Origin of the sequence: Companilactobacillus miaonis (genome assembly GCF_036913615.1) — a bacterium.
Classification (GTDB): domain Bacteria; phylum Bacillota; class Bacilli; order Lactobacillales; family Lactobacillaceae; genus Companilactobacillus.
Window position 1 is genome coordinate 52,760 of record NZ_JAYKTX010000004.1, and the last position, 25,853, is coordinate 78,612.

Below are 25,853 nucleotides of genomic sequence, written 5' to 3' on the forward strand. Positions count from 1 at the left end.
GTACTGAAACGAGTTACACAGGAGCAGCTCCTGTTCCACTCTCTATAATGTAATATCTGCTGTGATCGAGCTGGTCTTGTATGGAAAACGGGATTGGGAAATTTCAAATGGTTGACCGTCATCTAAATAACTCAGTTGGTCAATTACCATAACGGGTTCACCAATTTTCTCGGCAATACCAGTTTCAAGATCTTCTTTTGTTGCGGCATCGGCCCGAACTGTTCGATGTGATCCTTCGATGCTTAGATTGGCTACTTTTAATAGATGTCCATAAATTGAACCTTCTAAAACTTTTTTAGTCAAAGTGGCAATGGAAGTAGGCATAATAGTGTGTTCATAAGCAAAGATTTCCCCATTAACATAACGAACACGACGGATGACATAAACCGGTTGAGTAGCAGGGATGATCAATTCGTCTGCTTCTTTTTGTGTAGGTATACGAGCTGATAACTCTAAAACTTTACTCGTTACTTTTTTACCTTGATTGGTCATGGTTGCACCTAATGGCTTATCAATAGGAGAAACTTGTCCACGACCGGAGGTAGAGTCATCTGGAAGATAGTCTTTTCTAACATAGGTTCCAGAACCTCTTTTTGAATAAACCATCCCTTCAACAATCAATAGTTGTAAGGCTTTGTGAACGGTAATTCTAGTAGTATTGAATTTCTTTGCGATTTGATTTTGATCAGGCATTAATTCACCAGGTTCATATTTCCCGGATTTAATATCTTCTCTGATGCCGTCAGCAACTTCCTTATATTTATATGCCATTTTACTGATATCTCCTAATAAATCATTCGAATTCATTCTATCATGATTGAAAACGTTTTTCCTTATATTTTAAAAAGTATATACTTTTTTCTCTGAAAGTGTTTACAAGGACGAAAAATAATGTATACTGTAAACGTATTCAAAAATAAATGTGTGAGGTAGATGAATAGTATGACAGATAAATTACCAGAGAATTTCTTTTGGGGTAATTCAACTTCCAGTATGCAAACTGAGGGCGCTTGGAATATTGGAGGCAAAGGTAAATCCGTCTACGATGTGAGACCGGCTACAAAGGATGCTTCTGATTGGCATGATGCAATCGATGAATATCACCGTTATGGCGAAGACTTTGATTTGATGGCTAAACAAGGGATGAATTTCTATCGTTTTCAAATTTCTTGGAGCCGGGTAAATCCAAAGGGTGACGGCGAATTCAATGAAGAAGGTATCGAATTTTACAATAAGTTGATTGATGCACTTTTGGCTAAAAACATCACACCGATGATTTGTTTATACCATTTTGATATGCCTCTTCATTTAGCAGAGGAATACAACGGATTTCTATCACGCCACGTCGTCGATGCTTTTGTTCGTTATGGTGAAGAAATGGTCAAACGCTTTGGAGACCGTGTTAAATATTGGATTACATTCAATGAACAAAATCTCTATCACATGAGTGAGGCATTTAGAATTGCCGGTTACTTAAAAGGTGACAAAACAGATGATGAGTTGTATCAAATTAGCCATCACGTAATGTTAGCTCACGCTGGAGTAACTAATTACATTCATGAAAATACTGATTGCGAAATTGGTGGGATGCTTGCATATAGTGAAGTTTATCCGGCATCACCAAATCCAAAAGATATTTTATACGCTCGCCAAATCAACGAGTTTCTCAATCGCGATTTGTTAGATGTTTTCGTCTATGGTCGTTATTCTAATGAGGTTCTTACCTTCATTAAGAACCACAACATTGATATGGATTACAAACCAGAAGATGATGAAACTTTGATCAAAGTGACATCTGACTTTATTGCTTTTAGTTACTATCGTAGCGATACGATTGATTCAACTAAAGTTCCTGAAGGCACAATTCCAAATTACTACTTAGACAAAGGTGTTAAGAAGAACCCATATTTGGAAACTTCAGAATTTGGTTGGCAAATCGATCCACTCGGTTTCAGAGACATTTTGACAAAAGTTTACAACGAATATGGAGTACCAATGTTCCCAATCGAAAATGGTATCGGTGTTCGTGAAGATTTCGATGGCAGTGAGATTCAAGATGATTATCGTATCAAGTACCATCGTGACCATATCCAAGCTATGAAAGACGCTATGTTTGAAGATGGTGTTGAAGTAATTGGATATCTAGGTTGGGGCTTGATCGACATTCCTAGTTCAAGCGGTAACATGGACAAGCGTTATGGAACTGTCTATGTTAACCGTACTAACCACGATCTTAAGGACATGAAACGTGTTCCTAAGAAGAGTTACTGGTGGTTGAAGCACGTTATCGCAACTAATGGAGGTGATTTGTCAGATTTGGATTAGGATTTGAATTTTTTATAAACTTTTTTCGGGGGCGAAAGTATGTCATTACAGAATTCAAAAGCGGCTGACAAATTTGCGACGTTTGCAGCCAAAATGGGTGCGCAAATTCATCTACGTTCATTGCGTGATGCGTTTGCCACAATCATGCCGTTGTATATCCTTGCCGGATTAGCGGTCTTGTTAAATAACACAGTCTTTACTTGGATCTTCAAAGGTAAGACTCTATTGCATGTTCAATATTGGGGAACCTTATTGAGTAATGCGACATTAAATATTTCAGGTATTTTAATTGCAGCTATGATTGGTTATTGTTTAGCTAAGAATAGAAAATTTGATAACCCAATCGCTGCTGCCTTGGTATCAATGGCAGCCTTAGTTACTATGATGCCTAATACAGTTAAATTAATTCCAGATGGTGCTAAAAAAGCAGTTGATGTTTCAGCTGTTCTACCATATTCAAACTTAGGTACAGGAGCAATGTTTGCCGGTGTTATCGTTGGTTTGCTTGCTACTGAAGCCTTTGTCAGAATTTCAAGAATTAAGAAATTGCAAGTTCACTTAGGTGATAACGTTCCACCAGCTGTTGGTAAATCATTTGATGTTTTGATTCCTATCATCATTGTTCTATCATGTTCAGCTATTATTTCAGCACTACTTTACAACTTGTCAGGAATGAACTTGATCAACTTGATCACAACATTCATCCAAGAACCATTACGTCACATTGGTACAGGTATCTGGGGAGTTATCATTCTTTACTCACTAGGTAACTTACTCTGGTTGTTCGGTATTCACCAATCAGTTATTTACAGTTCAATCCTAGAACCACTTTTGATCATCAATATTACACAAAACATTGCCGCATATAATGCTGGTAAAGCTATTCCTAATATTATCAATGTTTCCCAAGTTCAAACTTATGGTTTGATGGGTGGTTCCGGTTCAACACTTTGTTTACTAGTTGCTACATTCTTAGTTGGACGTAGCGCCGTAACAAAGAACGTTTCAAAATTGTCAATCGCACCTGGTATTTTCAACATTAACGAACCTGTTATCTTCGGTTACCCAATCGTTTATAACATTTCACTAGCTATCCCATTCGTATTAGTTCCAGTTATGGGTCTTGTAATTAGTTACGTAACAACAACATTAGGTTGGATGAGTCCTTGTGTCATTCAAGTTCCATGGACAACACCAATCGGATTCTCAGCCTTCTTAGCAACTGCTGGTGACTGGCGTGCTGTTGTCATTCAATTGATTACCTTTGTTCTAGGTGTTCTAGTTTACATTCCATTCGTAATGATCAACGATAAAGTTCTTATGAAGGAATCTAAGACAGATACAGTTGAAACAGCTTAATAGTTAGAAATACTAATTACTTAACAAACACTTCACAAATTATGTGGAGTGTTTTTTTTATAACGAGTATGATGATAATTGTAAGAAACATACAATTGGGGGAAATAAAATGACAGATCGTATCGAATTATCAGCTTGTACATCAATCATGGTGGGTAAGAAAGCTTCCATGGATGGTGCAACTTATATCTCAAGAAACGAAGATCGAATGAACGCAATTTATCCGAAAAAAGTGATCGTGCAACCAAGTGTTAATAACCGTCACGCAACTTATGTTTCAGCGTACAACCAAATGACTATGCCATATCCAGAAAATGGCTATCGCTACACTTCAACGCCTAGTGTCGACCAAACAACTGGTCCTAATGAAGAAGATGGTTTCAATGAAAAGAATGTTGGCATGAGTGCAACCGAAAGTGTTTACGCTAACGAAAAAGTTTTAGCCTGTGATCCATATGTGGAGAATGGTTTGGCTGAAGATTCACTAGCTACATTGGTGTTACCTTATATTGATTCAGCACGAGATGGAGTTAAATACTTGGGTGAACTAGTCGCTAAATATGGTTCAGCTGAAGGAAATGGCTTGCAATTCAACGACAAAGATGAAGTTTGGTACATGGAAGTTGTTACTGGTCATCAATGGGTAGCGGTTCGTATTCCTGACGACTGTTACGCCGTAGCTGCCAACCAGGTGGCAATTCAAGATATCGACTTCAACGACCCAGAAAATTATATGTGGGCTGATGGTATTCAAGAATTTGTTGCCGAAAATAATTTGAACCCTGACTTCGACCGTTGGGACTTCCGTCATATTTTTGGAACGGATACTGAAAAGGACCACCATTACAACACACCAAGAGTTTGGTTTGCTCAAAAATACTTAAATCCATCAATTGAACAAGATCCTGAATCAGCTGAATTACCATTCATCAGAAAAGCTGAAAAGAAAATCGCAGTTGAAGACATTCAGTATATTTTAAAATCTCACTACAACGAAACAAAATATGATCCACTAGGTAGCGGCAGTGAACACGACAAGAAAACTTATCGTTCAATCTCACTTTCCAGAACCGCCAATTCCCACATTTTACAAATGCGTGATTCCAGTAAAAATGGAGCTGCAGGTGTAGAGTGGACCGGCTTTGGTATACCAAGCTTCTGCCCACAAGTACCATTTTTCACCAATGCTAACGACATCGACGAATCATACAGTTACACACCAGAAAAGTTAGATTTGAAGAGCGCTTACTGGTTATATACAACCCTAGCCATGGTAGTAGAAAGCCATTACAAAGAATTCGTCGAACCAAATTTAGACTATCAAAAAGCCTTGTCACAATGGGCCAGAACAAAAATTGCTGCAGTAGACAAGAAAGCCGAAACCATGTCAGGAGAAGCATTGACAGATTATTTAACACAGATGAATAAGGAAATAGTTAAACACTATAATGATAAAACCAGAGAACATTTAGCCGATTTAGTTACTAAAGGTGCTGAGATGTCGAAGTTGACATTCTTGATGGATCCAAATTTGTAGAGCGTGAAGCAGGCCCGCTTAGGACTCGACAGATAGCCTAGCTTCACGAATTGCCCGCCGCACTTTGCCGGCGATTTGGGAAGCGTAGCTATATGCCGAGTCCTGGCCTGCGTAACGCGTTTTAGCTATATAGCATAGAACCATGGTTATTCAAATAGAATTACAACCAAAATCCAAACAAATAGAACCCAACCCCAAAACATAGTAAAATAACAGCGAATACAAAAAGTATCCGCTGCTTTTGTTTTTAAAGAAAAAATATCTCGAGGAAAAAGTTATGAAAGAATTACGTTTCAAAAGTGTCTTTGACATCATCGGCCCCGTCATGGTTGGCCCTAGCAGTTCACATACCGCCGGGGCAGCCAGAATCGGCAAAGTGGTCCATGATATTTTCGGCGAGAAACCAGAAAAAATTACCATCGATCTCTATGAATCATTTGCCAAAACCTATCGAGGCCACGGAACTGACGTCGCCTTAGTTGGTGGATTATTAGGGATGGAACCTGATGATAGAAGACTCGCAGATTCCTTAAAAATGGCTTATGAGCAAGGAATTAAAGTGGCCTTTGTTCCTAAGAGCGACAAAGTAGAACATCCTAATACGGCTAAAATCACCCTAGTTAAAGGTGATCACGATCTGAGCGTGACAGGTGTTTCGATTGGTGGCGGAAATATTCAAATTTCAGAAATCAACGGATTCAAGATGTCACTGAGTTTGGGCACCCCAACTTATATCACAGTTCACCAAGATGTTGCTGGAATGATCGCCAAAGTGACGGACGTTTTTTCGGAATTGAATATCAATATCGGTACTATGACGGTCACTCGAGCTTCTAAAGGTGAGAAAGCTATCATGATAATTGAAGTTGATGAACGTCGCGACAAAGCAGAAATCCTACAAAAATTACGTGCCTTATCACATGTTGATAACGCCACTTACTTTGAATAGAGGTACAAAGATGTTTTATACGATAAAAGAATTAGTTAAACAAAGTGCTGATTACGATTCCGTAGCTGATTTAATGGTTCAAACGGAAATGAAAAATACCGATCGTAGTAAAGAGTTTATTCGCACGACTATGGAACGCAATTTACAAGTCATGGAAGATTCTATTAAGGAAGGTATTGCCGGAGTAAAGTCAGTAACTGGTTTGACTGGTGGGGATGCCAAAAAGATGAATGCCTACATTGAAAACGGTGATTTTTTAAGTGGAGAACCAATTCTTGAAGCCGTTCGCAACGCTATAGCGGTCAACGAAGTCAATGCCAAAATGGGCTTGATCTGTGCAACGCCGACTGCCGGTAGTGCTGGAGTCTTGGCCGGAGTATTAGTAGCGACTCGAGATAGATTGCATTTAACTAGAGACCAACAAGTTGACTTTTTATTTACCGCTGGAGCTTTTGGCTTAGTGATTGCTAATAACTCATCGATTGCTGGGGCTGAAGGAGGTTGCCAAGCCGAAGTAGGTTCCGCTGCCGCAATGGCCGCCGCTGCTTTAGTTTGTGCTAAAGGTGGAACAGCTCAACAAGCGGCTGAAGCGATTTCTATCACTTTGCAAAATATGATGGGCTTGATTTGTGATCCAGTTGCCGGATTAGTCGAAGTTCCTTGTGTTAAGAGAAATGCCCTAGGAGCTTCACAAGCAATGATCTCAGCTGATATGGCATTAGCTGGTATTACTAGTGTTATTCCAACTGATGAAGTAGTAGAAGCAATGCATCGAGTTGGACAACAAATGCCATCAATTTTTAAAGAAACGGCTGAAGGTGGTTTAGCAACGACACCAACTGCTTTGAAATTGAAGAAAGAAATTTTTGGTGACTAGAAGTGTTTTTACGTAATTTGTATATTGTGAAAAGATTTTAATAATAAAGTTTGAAACTGTCATGAATAGAAAGGGACATAAAAGGGATAAATTGTCTTTAATGATGAATTCAAATGATGGGAATATAATGTGAAAAATTCAGAATTCATATTAATCTATAACTCCGAAGTAGCTTCTCCGAGTCAAAAAGGATTTAATATTGCAGAACGTTTCAATTTAAAATTAATACCTTGGAATAATAAGTACGAAATACTAAAATTAAAGTAATTATCGAACCTTTGGAATTCCAAAGGCTCTTTTTATAAGTGGGGGAAAATTATGAAACGACAGACACATTCAGCTTGCACATCAATCATGGTAGGTAAAAAAGCTTCACAAGATGGCTCTAATTTTATTGCCCGAAATGAAGATAATTTCGTCGCTATTTGGCCTAAGAAGTTCTTTGTTCAAAAAGCCGTCGATAATCAAGATAAAAAATATGTTTCACCTTATAATCAATTAACCGTTGATTTGCCTAAAAAAGCATATCGTTACACAACTTCACCTGATGCTGATCCAAGTGAAGGATTATATGAAGAAGATGGTGTTAACGAGAAAAATGTGGGGATGAGCGCTACTGAAAGCGTGATGGCTAACGAAGCAGTTTTAGCCTATGATCCATTGGTGCCAGAAGGGGTTGCAGAAGATTCCATGACGACACTTGTCTTGCCTTACATCGATTCAGCTCGTGGAGGTGTTGAAAGGCTCGGTGAGTTGATTGAAAAATTTGGCTCCGCTGAAAGTAATGGCGTGGAATTTGTCGATGCTGACGAAATTTGGTATATGGAAATTGCAACTGGTCATCACTGGGTGGCGATCAAGATTCCTGACGACTGTTACGTTGTGGCTGCTAATCAGATTGGTATTGAGGATATTGATTTCACCGATTCTGATAATTTTATGTGGTCAAAGGGAATTGAGGATTTCGTCGAAAATAATCAGTTGAATCCTGATTTCAATCGTTGGGATTTCCGTCATATTTTTGGAACGGATACGAAAAAGGACCGTCATTACAACACACCAAGAGTTTGGTACGGTCAAAAAGTTCTAAATCCAAGTACTGAGCAAGATCCTGAATCTTCCGAATTACCATTCTTGAGAAAACCCGAAAAGAAAATTGCTGTCGAGGATATTCAAAGAATCCTTGCTTCGCATTACAACGAAACGAAATTTGATCCACTAGGCAGTGGCAGTGATGAGGATAAGAAGCGCTATCGAGCAATTTCGCTATCCCGAACTGAGAATTCTCATATCTTGCAGCTCAGACCAAATGGTGAAACCATCGAATGGAAAGCTTTAGGGATTCCAAGTTTCAGTCCTTACGTACCATTCTTTACTAATGCCAACGCAATTGACGAATCATACAGTTATGCGCCCGCAAAATTAGATTTGAAGAGTGCATATTGGATGTATGAAGCCTTAAATATGGTAGTCGAAAGTCACTATAAAGAATTTGTTGAGCCAAACTTGGATTTCCAAAAAGAATTGAGATCCTGGTCACGCAAGAAAATAGCTGAAGTAGATGAAGAAGTTAAGAAACTCGATCAAACTGCAGTGACAGATTACTTAACCAAGCAAAACCATCTGATTGCTGAGCATTTTAATGAAGCAACCAAAAAGCATATGGCTGATTTAGTTACGAAAGGTGCAGAGATGTCGAAGTTGACATTTTTGATGGATCCAAATCTTTAGAGCGTGGAAGCCAATGGTTAGGAGTCAGCAGATAGCCTAGCTTCACGAATTGCCCGCGCACTTTGCGGGCGATTTGGGAAGCGTAGCTATATGTTGACTCCTGTTGGCTGTAACGCGTTTTAGCTATATTGCCAAGAACAAAAGTTATAAAAAATAGGACACCCACAAAATAGCATCAAAAAACACCGAATCTAATAACAGACTCGGTATTTTTTTACCCAAAATTCCAGAAAAAACTGCATAACTTTTAAATATACCACAATTAAAACGCTTACTCACGAAAAACATGCTATATCATGAGCATTTTTTCCCCAAAGTGACATTTTCTGTCCTATAATAGAAATTGGGATGTTTTCGTTTGAGAAAATAAATCAATGAAAGGTAGCGAAGGTATGCAGGTATATAAAAATTCAGCAGAATTGATAGACCAAATCAAAGAGAGTTATCATAAATTCATTGATGAATATGAGGGTATAACAGATGATGTTGCCGATGAAAGAATTGAGCAAGTGGATAAAACTCCACGTGAAATGCTCTCATATCAAGTCGGATGGATTAATATGATTTTGTCATGGGAAAAAGCTGAGGCTAGTGGGGAGAATATTACCACTCCAACTCCAGGTTACAAATGGGATCAAATGCGTCAGCTTTACCATGACTTTAATATCAAGTATGGATCCAACGGCATCGAAAATGAAAAAGAGGAATTGAGTAGTACCGTAGATGAGTTAGTTTCATGGGTCGGTAATATGTCACATGATGAACTATTCAAACCTGGCGAACGCAAGTGGGCAACCACGAAAGCAATGTGGCCAGTTGCAAAATGGATCAGAATCAATGCAGTTTCACCATTTAACAATTACAGTCGTCAAGTGAGAAAGTGGAAGAACTTTAATCTAAGAGATAGAAAGACTGTAAATTCATAATAATTAAGTGCGGATAAAGATAGCTACCACGGGTAGTGAATTTTATCCGTATTTTTTTGTATCCGTTTTACAATAAAGATACTAATTGTTCCTAAAATTGGGTAAAATAAAAAAGTCATCTTGATGTAGATGACTTTTACATTCCGAAATCTATTAGGAAATATCCAATGGTTCCTAAAATTATTAACATTGTAAAATTAATAATTGTAAAATACATTAAATATTTTCCTGGATTCTTTTTGAAGAAGAATCGATATTGTTTGAAGGCCAATAAATTAGCAAGTGATCCGACGACGGTTCCCAAACCTCCGAGGTTAGTACCCAAGAAGATTGCATGGATATACTTGGAGAATTTTGAAACTAAGATTGTTGTTGGAACGTTACTGATGAATTGACTAGTTATAATTGAAGTTAAATATGTGCTAGTTCTCGTTTGTAAAAACTGATGTAGATTATTAACGATTGCTGGTTCACGGTTGATGTTACCAACGGCAATGAAGAAACACATAAAGATCAAAACGATTGAATAATCCACTGACTGTAAAATATGCGGATTGATGAAGATTACTAACAGAAGTGCAGCAATCAACGATCCCCACATTGGGATTACAGAAAAAATTCCTAAGAAAATAATCACAGTGACGATAACAGTTAGTGTTAAACTTGGGATATTCAATTCAACAGCAGGCAGCTCAGTCAATTCGATTGGATCACTTGGAAAAAATCGAGTTACAAGAAAAACTGCTATGAATGTGACAATCGTAATTGGTGTCGACATAATAAAGAATTGTTTAATACCAAGGTCAAAGTGTGTTAGTAGGAATAAGTTGTGGGTGTTACCAAACGGAGTGAACATACTTCCAAGGTTAGCCGCCATCGCAATTATAATGACGGGGAAAATTGGATTTACTTTAATGTGTTTGGATAGTTGGTAAAAAAGTGGAACTAAAGTTAAAATTGTTACATCATTAGTTAAGAACATAGCTCCAAAGAATGCTAACGAGGCTAACATGAAAATCATTTGTCGGGTAGTTTTCGCTTTATGCGTCATATACGCGGCATAATATTTTAGAAAGTCCAAATAGTCATAGATTTGGATTATAATCATCATAGATAAAAGTGAAGCAAGTGTCTTCCAATTAATGTCCATCATTTGTGGTGGACTAATGAAGATTGAGGTGAGGATTGCTGCTGCCCCAGCTATCCAAAGCACCTTATCCGAAAATACACGTTTTAATACAGCCATTTAAGTTTTCCCCTACAAAAAAGAAGTACCTTATCTAGTATAAAGATAAAAGTAACGTTAAAAAAGATAATTATGCAAAAAATGACGAATTATTTGTGAAAAGTTAAATTCTTAAAAAATATTTTACATAAATAGCATAATATATCATATTCTAAGTATACTAAATGTCAATTAAGAGGAGTGAGAAAAATGCAAATAATTTTATCAATTTTACTATTCATCGTTGGGATTGCCGTTATGGCACTTTCCTTTAAAGCTAAGAAAGAATTAGTGTATTACTTGCTCCTAATTATTGGGCTAGTTTTATTTTTTGCAGGCATACATGTTATCTTCCCAAAATAATGGTGCCAAGTTGACACTAGACTGATATAATCTAGTCGTACCAAAGAAGGGGAGGTAACGCCCATGATCTTAAAGAGAACATCTCTTTTAGTGTTAGTTTCAATAATTTTAAGTGTTATTGAAATGACCGTTGATCCTGCATTCATCTTAGGCCGAGTTTCACTGGTCTGCTCAGGATTATTGATGATTTTATTGTCGTTACTATTTGTGAAGCGTTTGTGGAAATACACAAATTAATAAGATGACCAAAAAAGGAATCATGTCCAAAGTTAATTGGAAATGATTCCTTTTTTGTTTTGTTTCATAAAATGTTTCACAGGAAACATTAATAGTCTCCGTCAGCAATTTTTTCTAGAGTTGTCTTAGAAGGGATGAAGAATAAATTACCTGTGATTGGGGTACTGAAATCGAGTAAACGATCACTCTTGGTAAACATGTTAGTTAGCATTCGATTAGTAATAGCGAAGTCTTTTGAATAGCCAATGAAATATGTACCAGTAATATCTTTAGCGGGATCAGAAAATGGAACGTTCATTCTGACGATTTTATGTTCAACGCCGCCTTCTTCATCTTTAGAAGCAACGTTATGAGCGTTAGGCAACTTTTCGTCGTCGGCTAATTCACGATCGGAGAACTTGTGACGACCAATAGCTTTTTCTTGATCTTCTGTCTTTAAACTCTTCCAAGCATCCATATTATGAATATATTTTTGAGCAAAGGCATAAGAACCGTTGTTGAATTCAGGGTCATCGTCGATTAAAGTGTAATCCATTGATTCTACGCCAGCAGGATTTTCAGTTCCATCGATAAAGCCAATGATGGCACGGCCTTCCATATATCTGAAACCATGAGTTTCGTCTTCGACGCTAGTAATGGGACGTAAAATGCCCATAAATTGATCCATTATTTCGTAACAAACAGCCATCTTAGTAGCACGGACGTGAATGAAAATATCACCAGGTGTAGAAACAGCTGTGTATTTAGGTCCTTTGATCTCTTTAAAGTTTTCTAATTCTTTAGGTTTAGGAGCGTTTGGGAATAAATAATCCCAAGCATCTGATCCGAATCCCCAAGCAACGTGTGCCTGAGCTTCTGGGTCGCGAATTCGCATACTATTAATGATTGAATTAGACATGTCAGAAAATTCAGCGATAGCATCTTTTTCCTCATCCAAGTCTTTACGATTCAACATCAAAGTTGTAAAAATAACACTTTCGCCCGCATCTTTATAGACGTCTTGGGCTTTTTTAATGTCTACTGTCATGGAATCTACCTCCGGAATATTTGTTTACACAGTTAGCTTATCATATTACTAATTAAATCGTTGTATTTAAAATCCTTAAAATAAAATTCTTGATAATGTTAAAATTTTAGAGAATAATAATTTTTATATGAAGTACGAAAGGGAGAAAAATTTATGTGTACAAGTCTTAGTTTAGAAGCCCTAGACGGATCAAAATTCTTAGCCAGAACGATGGATTTTGCCTTTGAATTGAATGGTCGTCCAACTTTCTTGCCCAAGCAATATGAATGGATTTCTTCATATGATAAGAAATCTTATACAACCAAATATGCCATTATGGGAACTGGAGCTAAATATGGTCATAACTATATGGTAGCTGATGGTTTCAATGAATACGGTCTATCAGCTGCTGAATTGTACTTCGCTAATGCTGCAACTTATGATAAAGAACCTGTCGATGGTGAAATGAATCTAGTTGCTGAAGAATTTATTCTTTGGGCATTAGGAAACAACAAGTCAATTGAGGATTTGAAAGAAAATCTTAAACAAGTTCATTTGATCGAGTCAGATCGTGGCGTTATGCAACAAAATCAACCACTTCACTGGATTTTTAGTGACGCAACTGGTGCTACTTACGTGCTAGAGCCAGAAGGTGACGGTTTGAAATTGCAAGAGGATAAAGTCGGTGTGATGACTAATACTCCAGATTACAACTGGCATAAAACTAATTTGTCGAACTATTTAGGTGCTCAAACGACTAACTTTGGTGCCAAGAAATTTGGTGATGAAGAAGTTATTCCATTAGGTCAAAATGGTACTTTCAGATTGCCTGGTGGCTACACTGCCGTTGACCGATTCGTTAGAACTGCCTTCATTCGCAATGCAACGGAGAAGCCTAAAGATAATAAGCAAGCTGTTAATACAATTTTGCATATGCTTGACAGTGTAACGATTCCTCGTGGCGTTAATATTAAGGAAAATGGCGAGGCTAGTTATACTCAATATCAAACAGTTTTGGATTTGACTAACAAGATCATGTATTTTGTCCCTTATGGTAATCGTAAGGTTTATGCTACTAAGTTGACTGACGATTTAATTAAGAATCAAAAAGAACCAAAAGAATTTCCAGTCAGTTTAGATCAAGAATTTGAAGCATTGAATTAAGCAAATAGCCCTATGGTAATTGAATTTCAATTATCACAGGGCTATTTATTTTGAGTATATAGTGTTCCAAATTTTTTATTTATTAGGATAAGGATTATTTTTCAAAACTGAAGTGTAAAAATTAATTTCAATAATTGCCTCTTGCAAACGTTTAGCAAAATGATCACTGTTTTGAACATCGAGTAGGCGACCATCTTGGTCAAAATTATCATCAGCGTTCCACAACAAAACTGGTGTTGGCAAAACAATCATATTAAGCATTTGTAAAATTGGCACAATTGAGTTAGCGGCCAAGATTCCACCATCACTAAAGTGTGAATAAGCAATCGTTAGAACCGGCTTACGATTAACTTCGGGACCAACCAAATCGAGTGCATTCTTCAAAGCACCAGTGATAGCGTGATCATATTCTGGTGTGAGAATTAGAAAACCGTCCTGTTGGGCAAGTTTTTTCAACCATTTAGCTTCCGAATTATTTAAATCATGGATATGTGTTTGAAGCGGCGTTTCTTCATGATCATAAAGAGGAAGAGAGTAGTCACGTAAGTTGATCCAATTGTATTCCACATCAGCGTTAGACTGAACGTTGTTTTGTAAATATTTAAAAATTTTCTCGCCAAGAGAATTGTGACGAGTTGTTCCTAAAATGATACCAATTTTTATTCCCATATTAGATACCTCATTTCTATATATTAATGTTATATCTCATTAATAACAGATGGCAAATACCTGAAATAAGGAACCAATATTTTTCTGGTATGTAAATGTTCTCTATTATAAGGTATACTAATTTCGAAAGATAGTTACCATGTGTAAAATTGGTTCGTTCCAATTTATGAAATGAGGAAAATTATGGCAGATTTAGTTTATCAAAAAATTATTACATCATTAAAAAAATCAATCGATGAGGGTGAATATTCCGACATGCGCTTGCCGGATGAACGATCACTGGCTGAAAGTTATAGTGTCAGTCGTAGTTCGATTAAGCGGGCCTTAGGCTTAATGGCCGACCAGGGAATCATCTTTAAGAAACGTGGTTCAGGTACATTTGTTAACCCACTTTATTTAAAGCAAGGCTCATCATTTAGTTACAGTGGTAAGAACTTAGGTATTACTGACAGTTTTAATGCGAACGGGCAAAAGCCAGGTGTAAAGGTATTAAAATTCGACGTGGTCCATCCCGATAAGGATCTTCAAGACAATCTGTTTCTAAAGTCGAGTGAATTCGTATATTCATTCAAACGTTTACGCTTTTTGGACGATGTGCCCTTTATGATTGAAACTGGTTACATTCCTATTAAATTGGCTCCAGAATTGTCTGAGCAAATTGCTTCCGAATCTATCTTTAATTATGTAGAGTCTGAGTTAGGAAAAGAAGTAAACAAAACTTATCTGACGATTTCAGCGCAACCATCTGATGATGAAGGTAAGGAATTGCTCAAATTATCTCCAAATGAGCCAGTTGGAATGATGGAAGGTATTTTCTTCTTAGACGATGGAACACCGTTTGAATTCTCTACCATGAAGTTACATTATAAATACTTTAAGTATGATTCATTCGTTGATTTAGGTAATAAGTAAGTGTTTACAAAAATTGGGTCGAACCAATTATAAAAGTGGTTGACTTTTTATTGTTTTATGGTTATGATTACATTGTAAAAACGTAAGGAGTGTGCTGGTAATGACTGATTACTCATCAAAAGAATATTTAAACTTGATTGATAGATATTGGCGTGCAGCCAACTATGTTTCTGTTGGACAATTATATTTAAAAGATAATCCTTTATTAAAACGTGAATTAAAACCTTCCGATGTTAAGGTTCACCCAATTGGACACTGGGGAACTATCGCTGGTCAAAACTTTATTTATGCCCATTTAAATCGTGTAATTAACAAGTACGGTTTGAAGATGTTCTATATCGAAGGCCCAGGTCATGGTGGGCAAGTTATGGTTTCAAACTCATACCTTGATGGTAGTTACACTGAAATTTATCCAGAAATTACCCAAGATGAAAAAGGTATGCAAAAATTATTTAAGCAATTCTCATTCCCAGGTGGTGTTGCATCTCATGCTGCTCCTGAAACTCCTGGATCAATGCACGAAGGTGGAGAATTAGGTTATTCTCTATCACACGGTGTTGGTGCTATCCTCGATAATCCTGACGAAATTGCTGCAGTTGTAATTGGTGATGGTGAATCTGAAACAGGTCCATTAGCTGCTTCATGGTTCTCAAATACTTTCATTAACCCAGTTAATGATGGTGCTGTTTTACCAATTCTAAATCTAAATGGTTTCAAGATTTCTAACCCAACAATCTTGTCACGTAAGAGTGATGAAGATTTGACTAAGTACTTTGAAGGTATGGGTTGGGATCCAATGTTTGTTGAAGGTGACGATCCTCAAAAGATGCATCCTAAAATGGCTAAGATTATGGATGAAGCTATTGAAAAGATCAAAGCTATTCAAGAAGAAGCTAGAAAACATCCAGCTTCAGAAGCTAAGATGCCAAAATGGCCTGTAATCATCTTCCGTGCACCTAAGGGTTGGACTGGTCCTAAGACTTGGGATGGCGAACCAATCGAAGGTTCATTTAGAGCTCACCAAATTCCAATTCCTGTTGACCAAAATGATATGCAACATGCTGACAAATTGGTTGAATGGCTAAAATCATACAAACCAGAAGAACTATTTGATGAAAATGGTGATTTGGACAGTGACATTGCTGCTATCCTTCCTAAGGGACAAGCAAGAATGGCTATGAACCCTATCGTAAACGGTGGAGTTGATCCTAAGCCATTGAAACTTCCAGACTACAAGAACTATGCCTTGAAGTTTGACAGACCAGGTACAAAGACTGCTCAAGATATGATCGAACTAGGTAAGTACTTAGGCGATGTTATCAAGAACAACGAAAAGACATTCAGACTATTTGGACCTGATGAAACAATGTCAAACCGTCTATATGGCGCATTTGATGCTTCTCCTCGTCAATGGATGGAACCTGTTAAGGAACCAAATGACCAATATGAAGCACCAGTTGGCCGTATCATCGACTCACAACTTTCAGAACACCAAGCTGAAGGCTTTAATGAAGGTTATACTTTGACCGGTCGTCACGGTATCTTCGCTAGTTACGAAGCCTTCTTGAGAGTTGTCGATTCAATGTTGACACAACACTTCAAGTGGTTAAGAAAGGCAAATGAATTGAGCTGGAGAAATAAATACCCATCACTCAATGTTATTGCTACTTCAACTGCTTTCCAACAAGATCACAATGGTTATACTCACCAAGATCCCGGTATCATTACACACTTAGCTGAAAAGAAACCAGAATACATTCGTGAATACTTCCCAGCTGACACAAACTCATTGCTTGCTGTAATGCCTAAGGTTTTGGATGACCAAGAAAAGATCAATTTGTTGGTTACATCAAAACAACCAAGACTACAATTCTACTCAATCGAAGAAGCTGAAGAATTAGCTGACAAGGGACTTAAAGTAATCGACTGGGCATCAAACGATAATGGAGATCCAGACATCGTTATTGCCTCAGCTGGTACAGAACCTAACCTAGAATCACTAGCAGCCATCAGCATTCTTAGAAAAGAAAAACCAGACATCAAGATTAGATACGTCAACGTCGTTGACCTATTGAAGTTGAGATCACCAAAAGTTGACCCACGTGGTTTAACCGATGAACAATTCAACGAAATCTTCACAGTCGACAAGCCAGTCTTGTTTGCCTTCCATGGTTTCGAAGATATCATCAAGGAAATCTTCTTTGACCGTGCAAATCACAACTTATACGTACATGGATATCGTGAAAATGGTGATATCACAACACCATTTGACATGCGTGTAGTTAACCAAATGGATAGATTCCATCTAGCAGAAGAAGCAGCCGTTGCCGTACAAGGCGATGCAGCTAGTGACTTTGCCGATGAAATGGAAGCCATTGTTGATAAACACAATAAGTATATCCGTGAATACGGTGATGACTTGCCTGAGGTTAATAATTGGAAATGGTAGTTTAGAGCGTGGAGCAGGCCCGCTTAGGACTTGGCAGATAGCCTAGCTTCACGAATTATCCGCGCACTTTGCGGATGATTTGGGAAGCGTAGCTATATGTCCAAGTCCTGGCCTGCGGAACGCGTTTTAGCTATATTGCCAAGAACAATGGTTATTCAAGCAGGAACAACCGTTATTTCTAAAAAGAAATAAGGTTATTCTCAACAGCCCCCGTCGTCATTGATAAATAAAATCCACTTTGAATACCAAAACCGTGGCTAATCCAAAATTAACCACATAGACACACCCAAAAGAAAATCAAAAGTAAAGAGACTCAGAAATTCCCTAAAAGGATTCCTGAGTCTCTTTTTCGTATTCAGCTAGAGGATTAAAAGTAAATTGTGAGATAAAAATAGTAAGCAGATAAACCATAAAGACAAATTGGCCACAAAGTATAACCCATTCCATAGGTGGAACTCCAGCGTAAATATTTTTATATGTTGCAAATTCACTAACGAGGGAAATAAAGAAAAACATCACACCAAAATAAGAAAAAATATCAATTAGTAAATGAATAATAGGAAATGCTTTACAGTTTTCCAATTCATACTTTTCAAAGATTGTTAAATTTTGATAAGTGTAGAAATTAATCCAACCTATGAAGATAAGCAGTATCGCCAGGTCAGTTAGAAATATTAAAAAATCAAACATAAAAAATCCTCCCAATTTGTATAGACCACTTAATTATAAAGTAATCAACAATGCAAATTGGGAGAAAATGATATTTTTATTTTTTTGGAAGCGAAAATATTTTTATGGTGGAATAGTGGTGGATGCAGCATAAACGCGTTCCACAGGCCAGGAGTCAACATATAGCTACGCTTCCCAAATCGCCCGCAAAGTGCGCGGGCAATTCGTGAAGCTAGGCTATCTGCTGACTCCTAAGCGGGCCTATTCCACGCTCTGAATAATTCTTTAATCCCTGACAAAATAAATGTCGGCAATGCTGGAACAAAAATTACGATCCAATAAACAATTCCAGGTAACTGGGCTGTTCCCATTACAACATTAAAGAATGGAATAGCGGTTACTAGGATCGACGAGATACCAGCAAACAAGACAGCAGCGATCAAATGTTTATTTTCAAATGGATTACGTCTGAAAATTGATTTGGAACTTCTTGCATCAAAGACGTGCCATAATTGACCGAATACTAAGGTCAAGAATGCGACTGTCTGAGCTTGGTTGCTTGTTGCACCCATTTGAGCAGCCCAGATAAAGCCAAGATAGACCATCGCACCCATGATTGTTCCACGAACTAAGACTCTAGACCAAGTATTTTTTAGAATTGATTCATTAACGTCACGGGGTTTTTCTTTCATAATATCTGATTCAGCAACGTCATAACCTAATGCAAATGACGGAATCGAGTCACTGATCATATTGACCCACAAGACCATCAGAGCACTCAAAGTTGCGGTGCCAGCTGGAACTTGTCCAACTGATTGAGTTAAGAAGAGACCGAATAGTAAAGACATAACTTCAGCTACGTTAGTAGTCAATTCGTGACGCATAAAGTTTTTAATATTAGCATAAATCATTCGACCACTACGAACAGATTTTTCAATTGTGGTGAACTTATCGTCTAAAAGAATTAAGTCAGCTGAATCTTTTGTGACTTCAGTTCCATTGATACCCATCGCAATTCCGATGTCAGCGGCTTTCAAGGCCGGAGCGTCATTGACACCATCACCGGTCATGGCTACGACTTGCTTGTGACGTTGGAGCTGCTTAATAATACGTTGTTTATGTTCAGGAGTAACTCGAGCATAGATGTTAGTTCCAATTACTGAATTGAAAAGTTCATCGTCACTCATTTGTTCAATTTCAGAGCCTTCGATGACTCGAGCATCTTTAGATTTTACGATACCAAGGTCATAAGCGATGGCACGGGCCGTTTTGGCGTGGTCACCAGTAATCATTACAACCTCAATTTTGGCGTCGTTTAAGGTCTTTACAGACTGTTTAACTTCAGGACGAGGAGGATCAATAATCCCAGCCACACCAGTAATAGTTAATTGCTGCTCTAATTCTTCTAAACTGGCAGTTTCAGCTTGACGTTTGGTTAGATCGCGGTAAGCTACAGCAATCGTTCGTAACGCTTGTTCTGCAAAATCATCAATAATGTTTTCAAATTTAGAAGAATCCTTTGTCAATTGTCCATCAATCAGCAGATTTTGACTGTGATTCAATAAGACATCCGGCGCCCCTTTGGTATATAGGCGAAATCCTTGAGTATTTTTGACGACAACACTCATCATCTTTCGGTCGCTGGAGAAAGGTAAGGTCCGTAAGATTTGATTGTCTTTAGTGAGGGATTGCTTAGTCACGCCAGCTTTTTGTCCTAGGACGTTTAGAGCAATATCGGTCGGATTTCCAAAGGTTTGGAAGTCGTCACCGTTTCTAGTCACGCTAGACTCATTAACAAGTACAGCTCCGTAGAAGAAAGGTAAGTTAGTGTTTACGTCTAAATCCCCATCACTCACTGAGAATTCGCTGTGACCGTCATAAAACTTGGTGACGGTCATCTGATTCTGAGTCAGAGTTCCAGTTTTGTCGGAACAAATGTAAGAAGTACTGCCCAGTGTTTCAACACTATTGAGTGACTTGATCAGACCATTATTGATGGCCGTTTTGGTGGCACCAATCGTTAAGACAATCGATAAAACAATTGGCATTGCATCGGGAATTGAAGCCACAGCTAGGGAGATGGAAGTTGAGAGTACTGAACTTAGTGAGTTAATACTAAGTTCCCCAGCCTTGATAATTCCGATAATGAAAGTCAGTAAGACGATTCCACCAGAAACTTTCATTAGAGTGGCGGTCAATTTTTTGATCGTAATTTGGAGTGGAGAAGTCTTTTTGTCAGTATTACGCAGCATGGAAGCAATATTGCCCAATTCGGTGTTTTCACCAATGCCGACGACTACACCGACGCCTGAACCATTGGCAACACTCGAACCGGAATAACCCATATTGGTTCTTTCGGCCAGTTCAGTATCTGCATCTAGTGCGTGGGTAGCTTTTTGAATAGCATCAGGTTCGCCGGTTAAGTGAGATTCAATCACTGACAGTTCACTACTCTTGATCCAGCGGACGTCGGCTTCTACAAAATCTCCCATTTTAACTTTGATAATATCACCGACAACTAAGGCCGTTGTAGGGATGGCTTGCCACTTATTGTCACGTAAAACAACGGTTGTTCGATTATCCATTTCTTTTAGAGCATCGAGACTCTTTTTAGTACTCATCTCTTGAAAGAAGACAATCGTCGCATTAATGATTACTAAAATTAAAATAGCGATAGCTTCGTAGAGCGCTTCTTTTCCGTGTTGTGCATTGTTTTGAATTTGGAAAGCATATCCAGAACTCAATAATGAAAGAATAATTGCTCCAATTAGAACAATTACAATTGGTTCTTTAAAACCTTTGAGAAAAATCTTCCAAGCTGGATCAGATTTATCCTCGTCTAGTTTATTTGTGCCGTAGAGTTTGCGATTAGTTTGGACTTGTTCATTAGTAAGGCCAACATTGGAATCGACTAATAGCTTATCTAAAACATCAGTAGTTGTTAGTTGATGGAATTTGGTCAGAAAATCAGTCCTTTCAATTTTTTACAATAAAATAGCTCTAACTAATTGTTTGTCCCTCGGTAAACGAATTAATTAGAGCTTATGATAACTATAATATTCGCCTATATATAAATCTTATCATAAGTCATATATATCATGTCAATGCAGGTGCTTACAATCTGCTTTGAAAAAAGTGTTCATTTATCATTAACAACTGTCCACAAATGCAGTCACACCAAGGGATAGAAGCAAGATAAGATAAAAAATAATTGAATAAGTTTTATCTTAATTTGATTTTCATTAAAACTTAGAAAACTTTAAATTTTTTCTGAAATTGTTGTCGCAGTAAGGTTTTCAATTTAATTTTTTCTAAGATAATAATATTGATTATTAGAGGAATTTTCCCAGTTCTCAAAATGGCTGAAAGTGCTGATTTGACGGCTTGTAAATCACTTTTTAGCGTGCTATTCTCATCAGTGGACAAAAAGGAAACTAAATAAAAATCACTTAAGGGGTGGATGTTATGACAACAAAAAACGTAAAATTCATGAAAGTAGCAGTAATGGCGGTAATGGCTGTCTTATTAATGATTCTCTTCGTTTTACAAAGCCGATACTCCATTCCATTTGCTGCACTATTTGCAGTAATAATCGCTGTTTACTCAGAAAATAATATTTCTAAGAAACACACTTTTAAATACACAATGTAATTTAAGTATTTAGAAAATAAGGGCTCTTCTAAATCAGTTGGAAAATCCAATTGATCTAGAAGAGCCCTTATTTGTTTATGTGACGAATAAAAGTTGGTGCTATAATTAATTCTAACTAAAAAGAGGGGGTTGATCTGACTTGAATGTACGACAAAAAATTAGCGTGGCTACAGCTATTTTGATTTCTTCAATCAGTCTGTTGGGTGGACAAGTAGTTAAGGCCAGTACTGTCGCTAATTTAGCAGATGAGACCACAACGCCTACTAATAGCGAAAAGTATTCAGGAACCGATGGAACCTGTCAGTGGTATATTTCTAGTACGGATATTTTACATATCAAGTCTGGAACCTTAGCCAAAGGTGCCTTGGGGAATACTTTAAAATTAGATGAGAATAAATATGCTAATGTTAATTTCAATAGTGTAAAACAAGATATAAAGGGAATTTCGTTCGATGGATTAGTTGTTTTGCCGAATGATTCATCGTGGTTATTTACTGGATTAGGCAATAATTTACAAGGAGTTTCCAGTTTGACGGAAATTGCGAATGCAGATTCGTTAGATACTAGTCATGTTACTAATATGAGTCACATGTTTGATGGGTTGGGCATGTTGAAATCCATCGATGTGTCAACTTGGGATGTCAGTCAGGTTACCGATATGAGTTACATGTTCAGTGACACTGGTTTGACTGATTTGAACCTCAATAATTGGAATACTAGTTCTGTTACCACTATGAAAAATATGTTCAGTTCGACTGACGTCGATTCTAAATTGCAATCACTCGAGCTTTCTAACTGGAACGTCAATAGTGTGCGTGATATGTCAGCGATGTTCATGAAAGTTGATAAGTTGAAGAACCTTGATATCAGTGATTGGAATGTGACAAATGTTCAAAAAATGGTTGGAATGTTCAGTGATGCCAGTGATATTAAAGAGTTAGATTTTAGTCAGTGGGACAATCATACTGCCAAGAAAACAGGCTTGCTGTTAGGAACCAATTTGAGTCGTTTAACTTTGGGACCAAATTTTTCATTGAAACACACCGATTTAGGTCAAGATTTGAATGGAAATAATGCCAATCAAAAGTGGTTGATCAACGAAAAAAATGATGACCTACGAATTATTTCGAGTAAGCAATTACTCAAAGAAAAGTATCAAGGCGAAGTTATCAGCGCTAAAAATGTTGCTATCTTTGACATTGAAATACCAAACAACCTCAAAGAAACAATTATCGACAAAAACGTCAAAGGAACAATTCACAATGGGATTGCCACTTTAACTATCAAAGTACCCGATAAAAATGGTTATGATTCTAACAAACATTTGGTATCTTTTGATGTTAATATCGACGAATTACAGTCCAAAAATGGTCGCTACGTTGTAACTTTGCCAGAAAAAGTTACTTATTCTAAAGCTAAGACGACCCAAAAAAATATTCAATACGTCAATCAACTTTTAGCGACTTATCCAGATGCCAAAAGTGCCTTGCTTTTTAAAGATAACGCAACCAGATCAACTAGTCGGCCTCTGTTTGCTGGAACTAATTGGAAGAGCGATAAGCAAATGAAGAAAAACGGTGAAATTTATTATCGAGTTGGCAATAATCTGTGGGTCAAAGCAAATGACGTTTACACTTATGAAAAGCAATCACTCGTCATCATGACTAGTGACCTGCAACAAAGCATTTTTAGTTCACAAGGTAAGAAGATAACTGATCGTAAGCTTGCTTCTAATACTAAATGGCAAGCGGATCGTTTAGCCTATATCAAGGGTAAAACTTATTATCGAGTTGCAACTAATGAGTTTATTCCAACTGGCGATGTAACGATAGTAAGATAAGATTTTGTTATGAAGAACTAAAAAGGAGTTGTACCAATGAAAATATCATCGGCACAGCTCCTTATTTAGTTTATTCTATATTGATTCAAATTTAATCTGCATAGGGTAGGGAATCATTTGGAACGTCTTCGCGGTTTAGTAAAATAATATTTTCGCCATTAGCTTTGCGGCGGTCGATATCGTTTTCTCCCCAAACACAGAGTTCCTCGAGAATTTTGTTGAGTGATTGGCCATAAGCAGTTAATGAATATTCTACTTTTGGCGGAATTTGATTGTAGACTTTACGGTTGACGATGTCGTCGTCTTCGAGTTCACGCAACTGTTGGGTCAACATTTTTTGAGTGATGTTAGGGATAGCACGCCGCAACTCACCAGTACGCATTGCACCGTGTTTCAAATGACACAAGATGATTGGTTTCCACTTGCCACCAATGATTTTCATCGTATTTTCAACGCCTATATTGTAAATTGCTTGTTTCATGTCGGTTATCCTCTCGTTTTTGTAATCTTACCATCACTACTGTGCCTTAGCAATTTTCTAAATCTAATTCTGGTTCAGAATTTTTTTCCATTCGTTTTAAAATTGCAATCAAAAGGATGCCAAGCACCAACATTCCGATCCCAATCCAAGGTGTGTTAACGAGTTGACTGTGAGCAACTGCTTGTCCACCAATAGTTGATCCTAAGGTAATACCAACGTTGAAAGCTGAAATGTTCAAAGCCGAAGCTAAAGGCACTTCGTTCGGAGTATATTTTTCAGCCAATTGGACGATGTATAGTTGCAATCCAGGTACGTTCATAAATGCGAATAAACCCAATAATAGGACTGCTAGCAATCCTAAAAAGTGGAAATTAATAGTTAAACGAATTACGACTAAAGCCAATCCTAAGCCAATAAACATCTTTAATAAGGCGGTTAGAGGTGATTTGTTAGCCCATTTTCCACCAAGTGTGTTACCAATTGCGACTGCCACACCGTAGAAAATCAAAATAATCACGATGGCATTTTGGGACCAATGCATATTTTTGTTCAAAATTGTGGATAAGTATGTGTAAACCGGGAAAGTTGCTCCATAACCTAAAGCAGTTACTAACAGAATTAGTAACAACTGTGGCTGCTTGAGAATTTTCCAAATACCTTTAGCACTGGTTGGTTTAGGTAATGGCAATTCGTTGGGAACTAAAATTATGTTAGTGATCAAGCCGATCAAACCTAAAGCAACTAAAAATAGAAACGACATTCGCCAGTTAAAAGTTTGACCAATAAAAGTACCGATCGGCACGCCAGTAATGGTAGCAACTGTTAAACCAGTGAACATAACTGCAATGGCTGAAGCTCTTTTGTTAGGAGCAACAACATCTGCCGCAATTAGGGATGCAATCGTCATAAAAATTCCGTGGGATAAAGCTGCGATAACACGACCAGCCAAAAGAATGGTGAAGTTAGGCGCCAAAGCAGCCAGTAAGTTACCAATAATAAAACTGACCATGATGCCGATTAATAATTTCTTACGATCCCAACGATTAGTTACCAAAGCTAAGATTGGTGCACCAAACATGATACCGGTAGCGTAAATAGAAACAGTTAAGCCTCCTTGTGCCAGACTGATGCCAAAAGTTTTAGTAAGCAAAGGCATGATTCCAACACTAATAAATTCAGTCGATCCAATTGCAAAAGCACTGATGGCTAGTGACAAAAGAATCCAAGTAGATGAAATTTTTTTATTCATAATAGTTAATCCTCCTAAGTGATGAGTATCATTATATGGTGTTAGGAGAAATAAACAATTACGCACTTTAAAGTGGGGTAGATACTAAAAAGTACCTATGGGGAGGGTGGTTTGTTCTATTTGATGGTAGGGGTGAAGTATGCCGCTCCTCCGCAACAAAGCTGATTGGGCTGGAACGCCCTGGGCACGACTTGAAGCTTTTTCAAGCCCGGAAAAATCTTCAAGCTCGGCCTT

The 25,853-nt window shown here is 37.6% G+C and carries 22 protein-coding genes; 14 read left to right on the plus strand and 8 right to left on the minus strand.

Going from position 1 to position 25,853, the window contains the following annotated elements; all coding sequences use genetic code 11:
* Positions 1-42 precede the first annotated feature (42 nt).
* Entirely contained in the window at positions 43-771 is a 729-nt protein-coding gene (locus tag U8521_RS04395; protein WP_334332012.1) for a GntR family transcriptional regulator, read from the minus strand.
* 171 nt (positions 772-942) lie between these two features.
* Between U8521_RS04395 and U8521_RS04400 the strand changes: the two genes are divergently transcribed.
* From U8521_RS04400 to U8521_RS04430, 7 genes are all read left to right on the plus strand, one after another.
* Positions 943-2,325 carry a glycoside hydrolase family 1 protein gene (locus tag U8521_RS04400; RefSeq protein WP_334351981.1) on the plus strand — a complete coding sequence of 461 codons (1,383 nt, stop codon included), beginning with the start codon at positions 943-945 and terminating at the stop codon, positions 2,323-2,325.
* A gap of 39 nt (positions 2,326-2,364) precedes the next feature.
* The gene (locus tag U8521_RS04405) at positions 2,365-3,684 is read left to right on the plus strand and encodes a PTS sugar transporter subunit IIC (RefSeq protein ID WP_334332014.1); all 1,320 of its coding nucleotides are present in this window, start codon (positions 2,365-2,367) and stop codon (positions 3,682-3,684) included.
* A gap of 109 nt (positions 3,685-3,793) precedes the next feature.
* On the plus strand, positions 3,794-5,221 hold the full coding sequence (locus U8521_RS04410) for a C69 family dipeptidase (protein ID WP_334351982.1): 1,428 nt from the start codon (positions 3,794-3,796) through the stop codon (positions 5,219-5,221).
* Between the two features lie 277 nt (positions 5,222-5,498).
* Positions 5,499-6,170 carry an L-serine ammonia-lyase, iron-sulfur-dependent subunit beta gene (gene sdaAB / locus U8521_RS04415; RefSeq protein WP_135371906.1) on the plus strand — a complete coding sequence of 224 codons (672 nt, stop codon included), beginning with the start codon at positions 5,499-5,501 and terminating at the stop codon, positions 6,168-6,170.
* Between the two features lie 10 nt (positions 6,171-6,180).
* On the plus strand, positions 6,181-7,047 hold the full coding sequence (sdaAA, locus tag U8521_RS04420; protein ID WP_334332016.1) for an L-serine ammonia-lyase, iron-sulfur-dependent, subunit alpha: 867 nt from the start codon (positions 6,181-6,183) through the stop codon (positions 7,045-7,047).
* 318 nt (positions 7,048-7,365) lie between these two features.
* Entirely contained in the window at positions 7,366-8,778 is a 1,413-nt protein-coding gene (locus tag U8521_RS04425; protein WP_334351983.1) for a C69 family dipeptidase, read from the plus strand.
* Between the two features lie 392 nt (positions 8,779-9,170).
* Positions 9,171-9,704 carry a ClbS/DfsB family four-helix bundle protein gene (locus U8521_RS04430; protein ID WP_334351984.1) on the plus strand — a complete coding sequence of 178 codons (534 nt, stop codon included), beginning with the start codon at positions 9,171-9,173 and terminating at the stop codon, positions 9,702-9,704.
* Positions 9,705-9,840: 136 nt separating this feature from the next.
* Here U8521_RS04430 and U8521_RS04435 read toward each other — a convergent pair whose 3' ends face one another.
* Complete coding sequence (locus U8521_RS04435; RefSeq protein WP_334332019.1) at positions 9,841-10,950, minus strand: SLC13 family permease; 1,110 nt, start codon at positions 10,948-10,950, stop codon at positions 9,841-9,843.
* Positions 10,951-11,130: 180 nt separating this feature from the next.
* Between U8521_RS04435 and U8521_RS04440 the strand changes: the two genes are divergently transcribed.
* Complete coding sequence (locus tag U8521_RS04440; protein WP_334332020.1) at positions 11,131-11,292, plus strand: DUF6095 family protein; 162 nt, start codon at positions 11,131-11,133, stop codon at positions 11,290-11,292.
* Between the two features lie 63 nt (positions 11,293-11,355).
* Positions 11,356-11,529: a hypothetical protein gene (locus U8521_RS04445; protein ID WP_334332021.1), complete on the plus strand. Its 174-nt coding sequence runs from the start codon at positions 11,356-11,358 to the stop codon at positions 11,527-11,529.
* Between the two features lie 88 nt (positions 11,530-11,617).
* Here the strand turns inward: U8521_RS04445 and U8521_RS04450 are convergent, their stop codons facing one another.
* The gene (locus U8521_RS04450; RefSeq protein WP_334332022.1) at positions 11,618-12,556 is read right to left on the minus strand and encodes a Dyp-type peroxidase; all 939 of its coding nucleotides are present in this window, start codon (positions 12,554-12,556) and stop codon (positions 11,618-11,620) included.
* A gap of 153 nt (positions 12,557-12,709) precedes the next feature.
* Here U8521_RS04450 and U8521_RS04455 point away from each other — a divergent pair, with 153 nt between their 5' ends.
* Entirely contained in the window at positions 12,710-13,699 is a 990-nt protein-coding gene (locus U8521_RS04455; RefSeq protein ID WP_334351985.1) for a choloylglycine hydrolase family protein, read from the plus strand.
* A gap of 75 nt (positions 13,700-13,774) precedes the next feature.
* Here U8521_RS04455 and U8521_RS04460 read toward each other — a convergent pair whose 3' ends face one another.
* A complete protein-coding gene (locus U8521_RS04460; RefSeq protein WP_334351986.1) occupies positions 13,775-14,368 on the minus strand; it encodes an NADPH-dependent FMN reductase in 594 nt (197 codons plus the stop codon).
* A gap of 183 nt (positions 14,369-14,551) precedes the next feature.
* Between U8521_RS04460 and U8521_RS04465 the strand changes: the two genes are divergently transcribed.
* A complete protein-coding gene (locus U8521_RS04465; protein ID WP_334332025.1) occupies positions 14,552-15,280 on the plus strand; it encodes a GntR family transcriptional regulator in 729 nt (242 codons plus the stop codon).
* A 100-nt stretch (positions 15,281-15,380) separates the two neighbouring features.
* Positions 15,381-17,729 carry a phosphoketolase family protein gene (locus tag U8521_RS04470; RefSeq protein ID WP_334351987.1) on the plus strand — a complete coding sequence of 783 codons (2,349 nt, stop codon included), beginning with the start codon at positions 15,381-15,383 and terminating at the stop codon, positions 17,727-17,729.
* 324 nt (positions 17,730-18,053) lie between these two features.
* On the opposite strand, the gene U8521_RS04475 is transcribed toward U8521_RS04470, so the two are convergent.
* Positions 18,054-18,419: a hypothetical protein gene (locus tag U8521_RS04475; RefSeq protein WP_334332027.1), complete on the minus strand. Its 366-nt coding sequence runs from the start codon at positions 18,417-18,419 to the stop codon at positions 18,054-18,056.
* A 230-nt stretch (positions 18,420-18,649) separates the two neighbouring features.
* Positions 18,650-21,361, minus strand: coding sequence for a cation-translocating P-type ATPase (locus U8521_RS04480; RefSeq protein WP_334352069.1), 2,712 nt, complete (start codon positions 21,359-21,361; stop codon positions 18,650-18,652).
* A 502-nt stretch (positions 21,362-21,863) separates the two neighbouring features.
* On the opposite strand from U8521_RS04480, the gene U8521_RS04485 reads away from it, so the two are divergent.
* Together U8521_RS04485 and U8521_RS04490 are read left to right on the plus strand one after the other, a co-directional pair.
* Positions 21,864-22,049, plus strand: coding sequence for a hypothetical protein (locus U8521_RS04485; RefSeq protein WP_334332028.1), 186 nt, complete (start codon positions 21,864-21,866; stop codon positions 22,047-22,049).
* A 139-nt stretch (positions 22,050-22,188) separates the two neighbouring features.
* Positions 22,189-23,889 carry a BspA family leucine-rich repeat surface protein gene (locus U8521_RS04490; RefSeq protein WP_334351988.1) on the plus strand — a complete coding sequence of 567 codons (1,701 nt, stop codon included), beginning with the start codon at positions 22,189-22,191 and terminating at the stop codon, positions 23,887-23,889.
* Positions 23,890-23,980: 91 nt separating this feature from the next.
* On the opposite strand, the gene U8521_RS04495 is transcribed toward U8521_RS04490, so the two are convergent.
* Complete coding sequence (locus U8521_RS04495; protein ID WP_334332030.1) at positions 23,981-24,370, minus strand: winged helix-turn-helix transcriptional regulator; 390 nt, start codon at positions 24,368-24,370, stop codon at positions 23,981-23,983.
* A gap of 46 nt (positions 24,371-24,416) precedes the next feature.
* A complete protein-coding gene (locus U8521_RS04500) occupies positions 24,417-25,619 on the minus strand; it encodes an MFS transporter (protein ID WP_334351989.1) in 1,203 nt (400 codons plus the stop codon).
* Between the last annotated feature and the right edge of the window lie 234 nt (positions 25,620-25,853).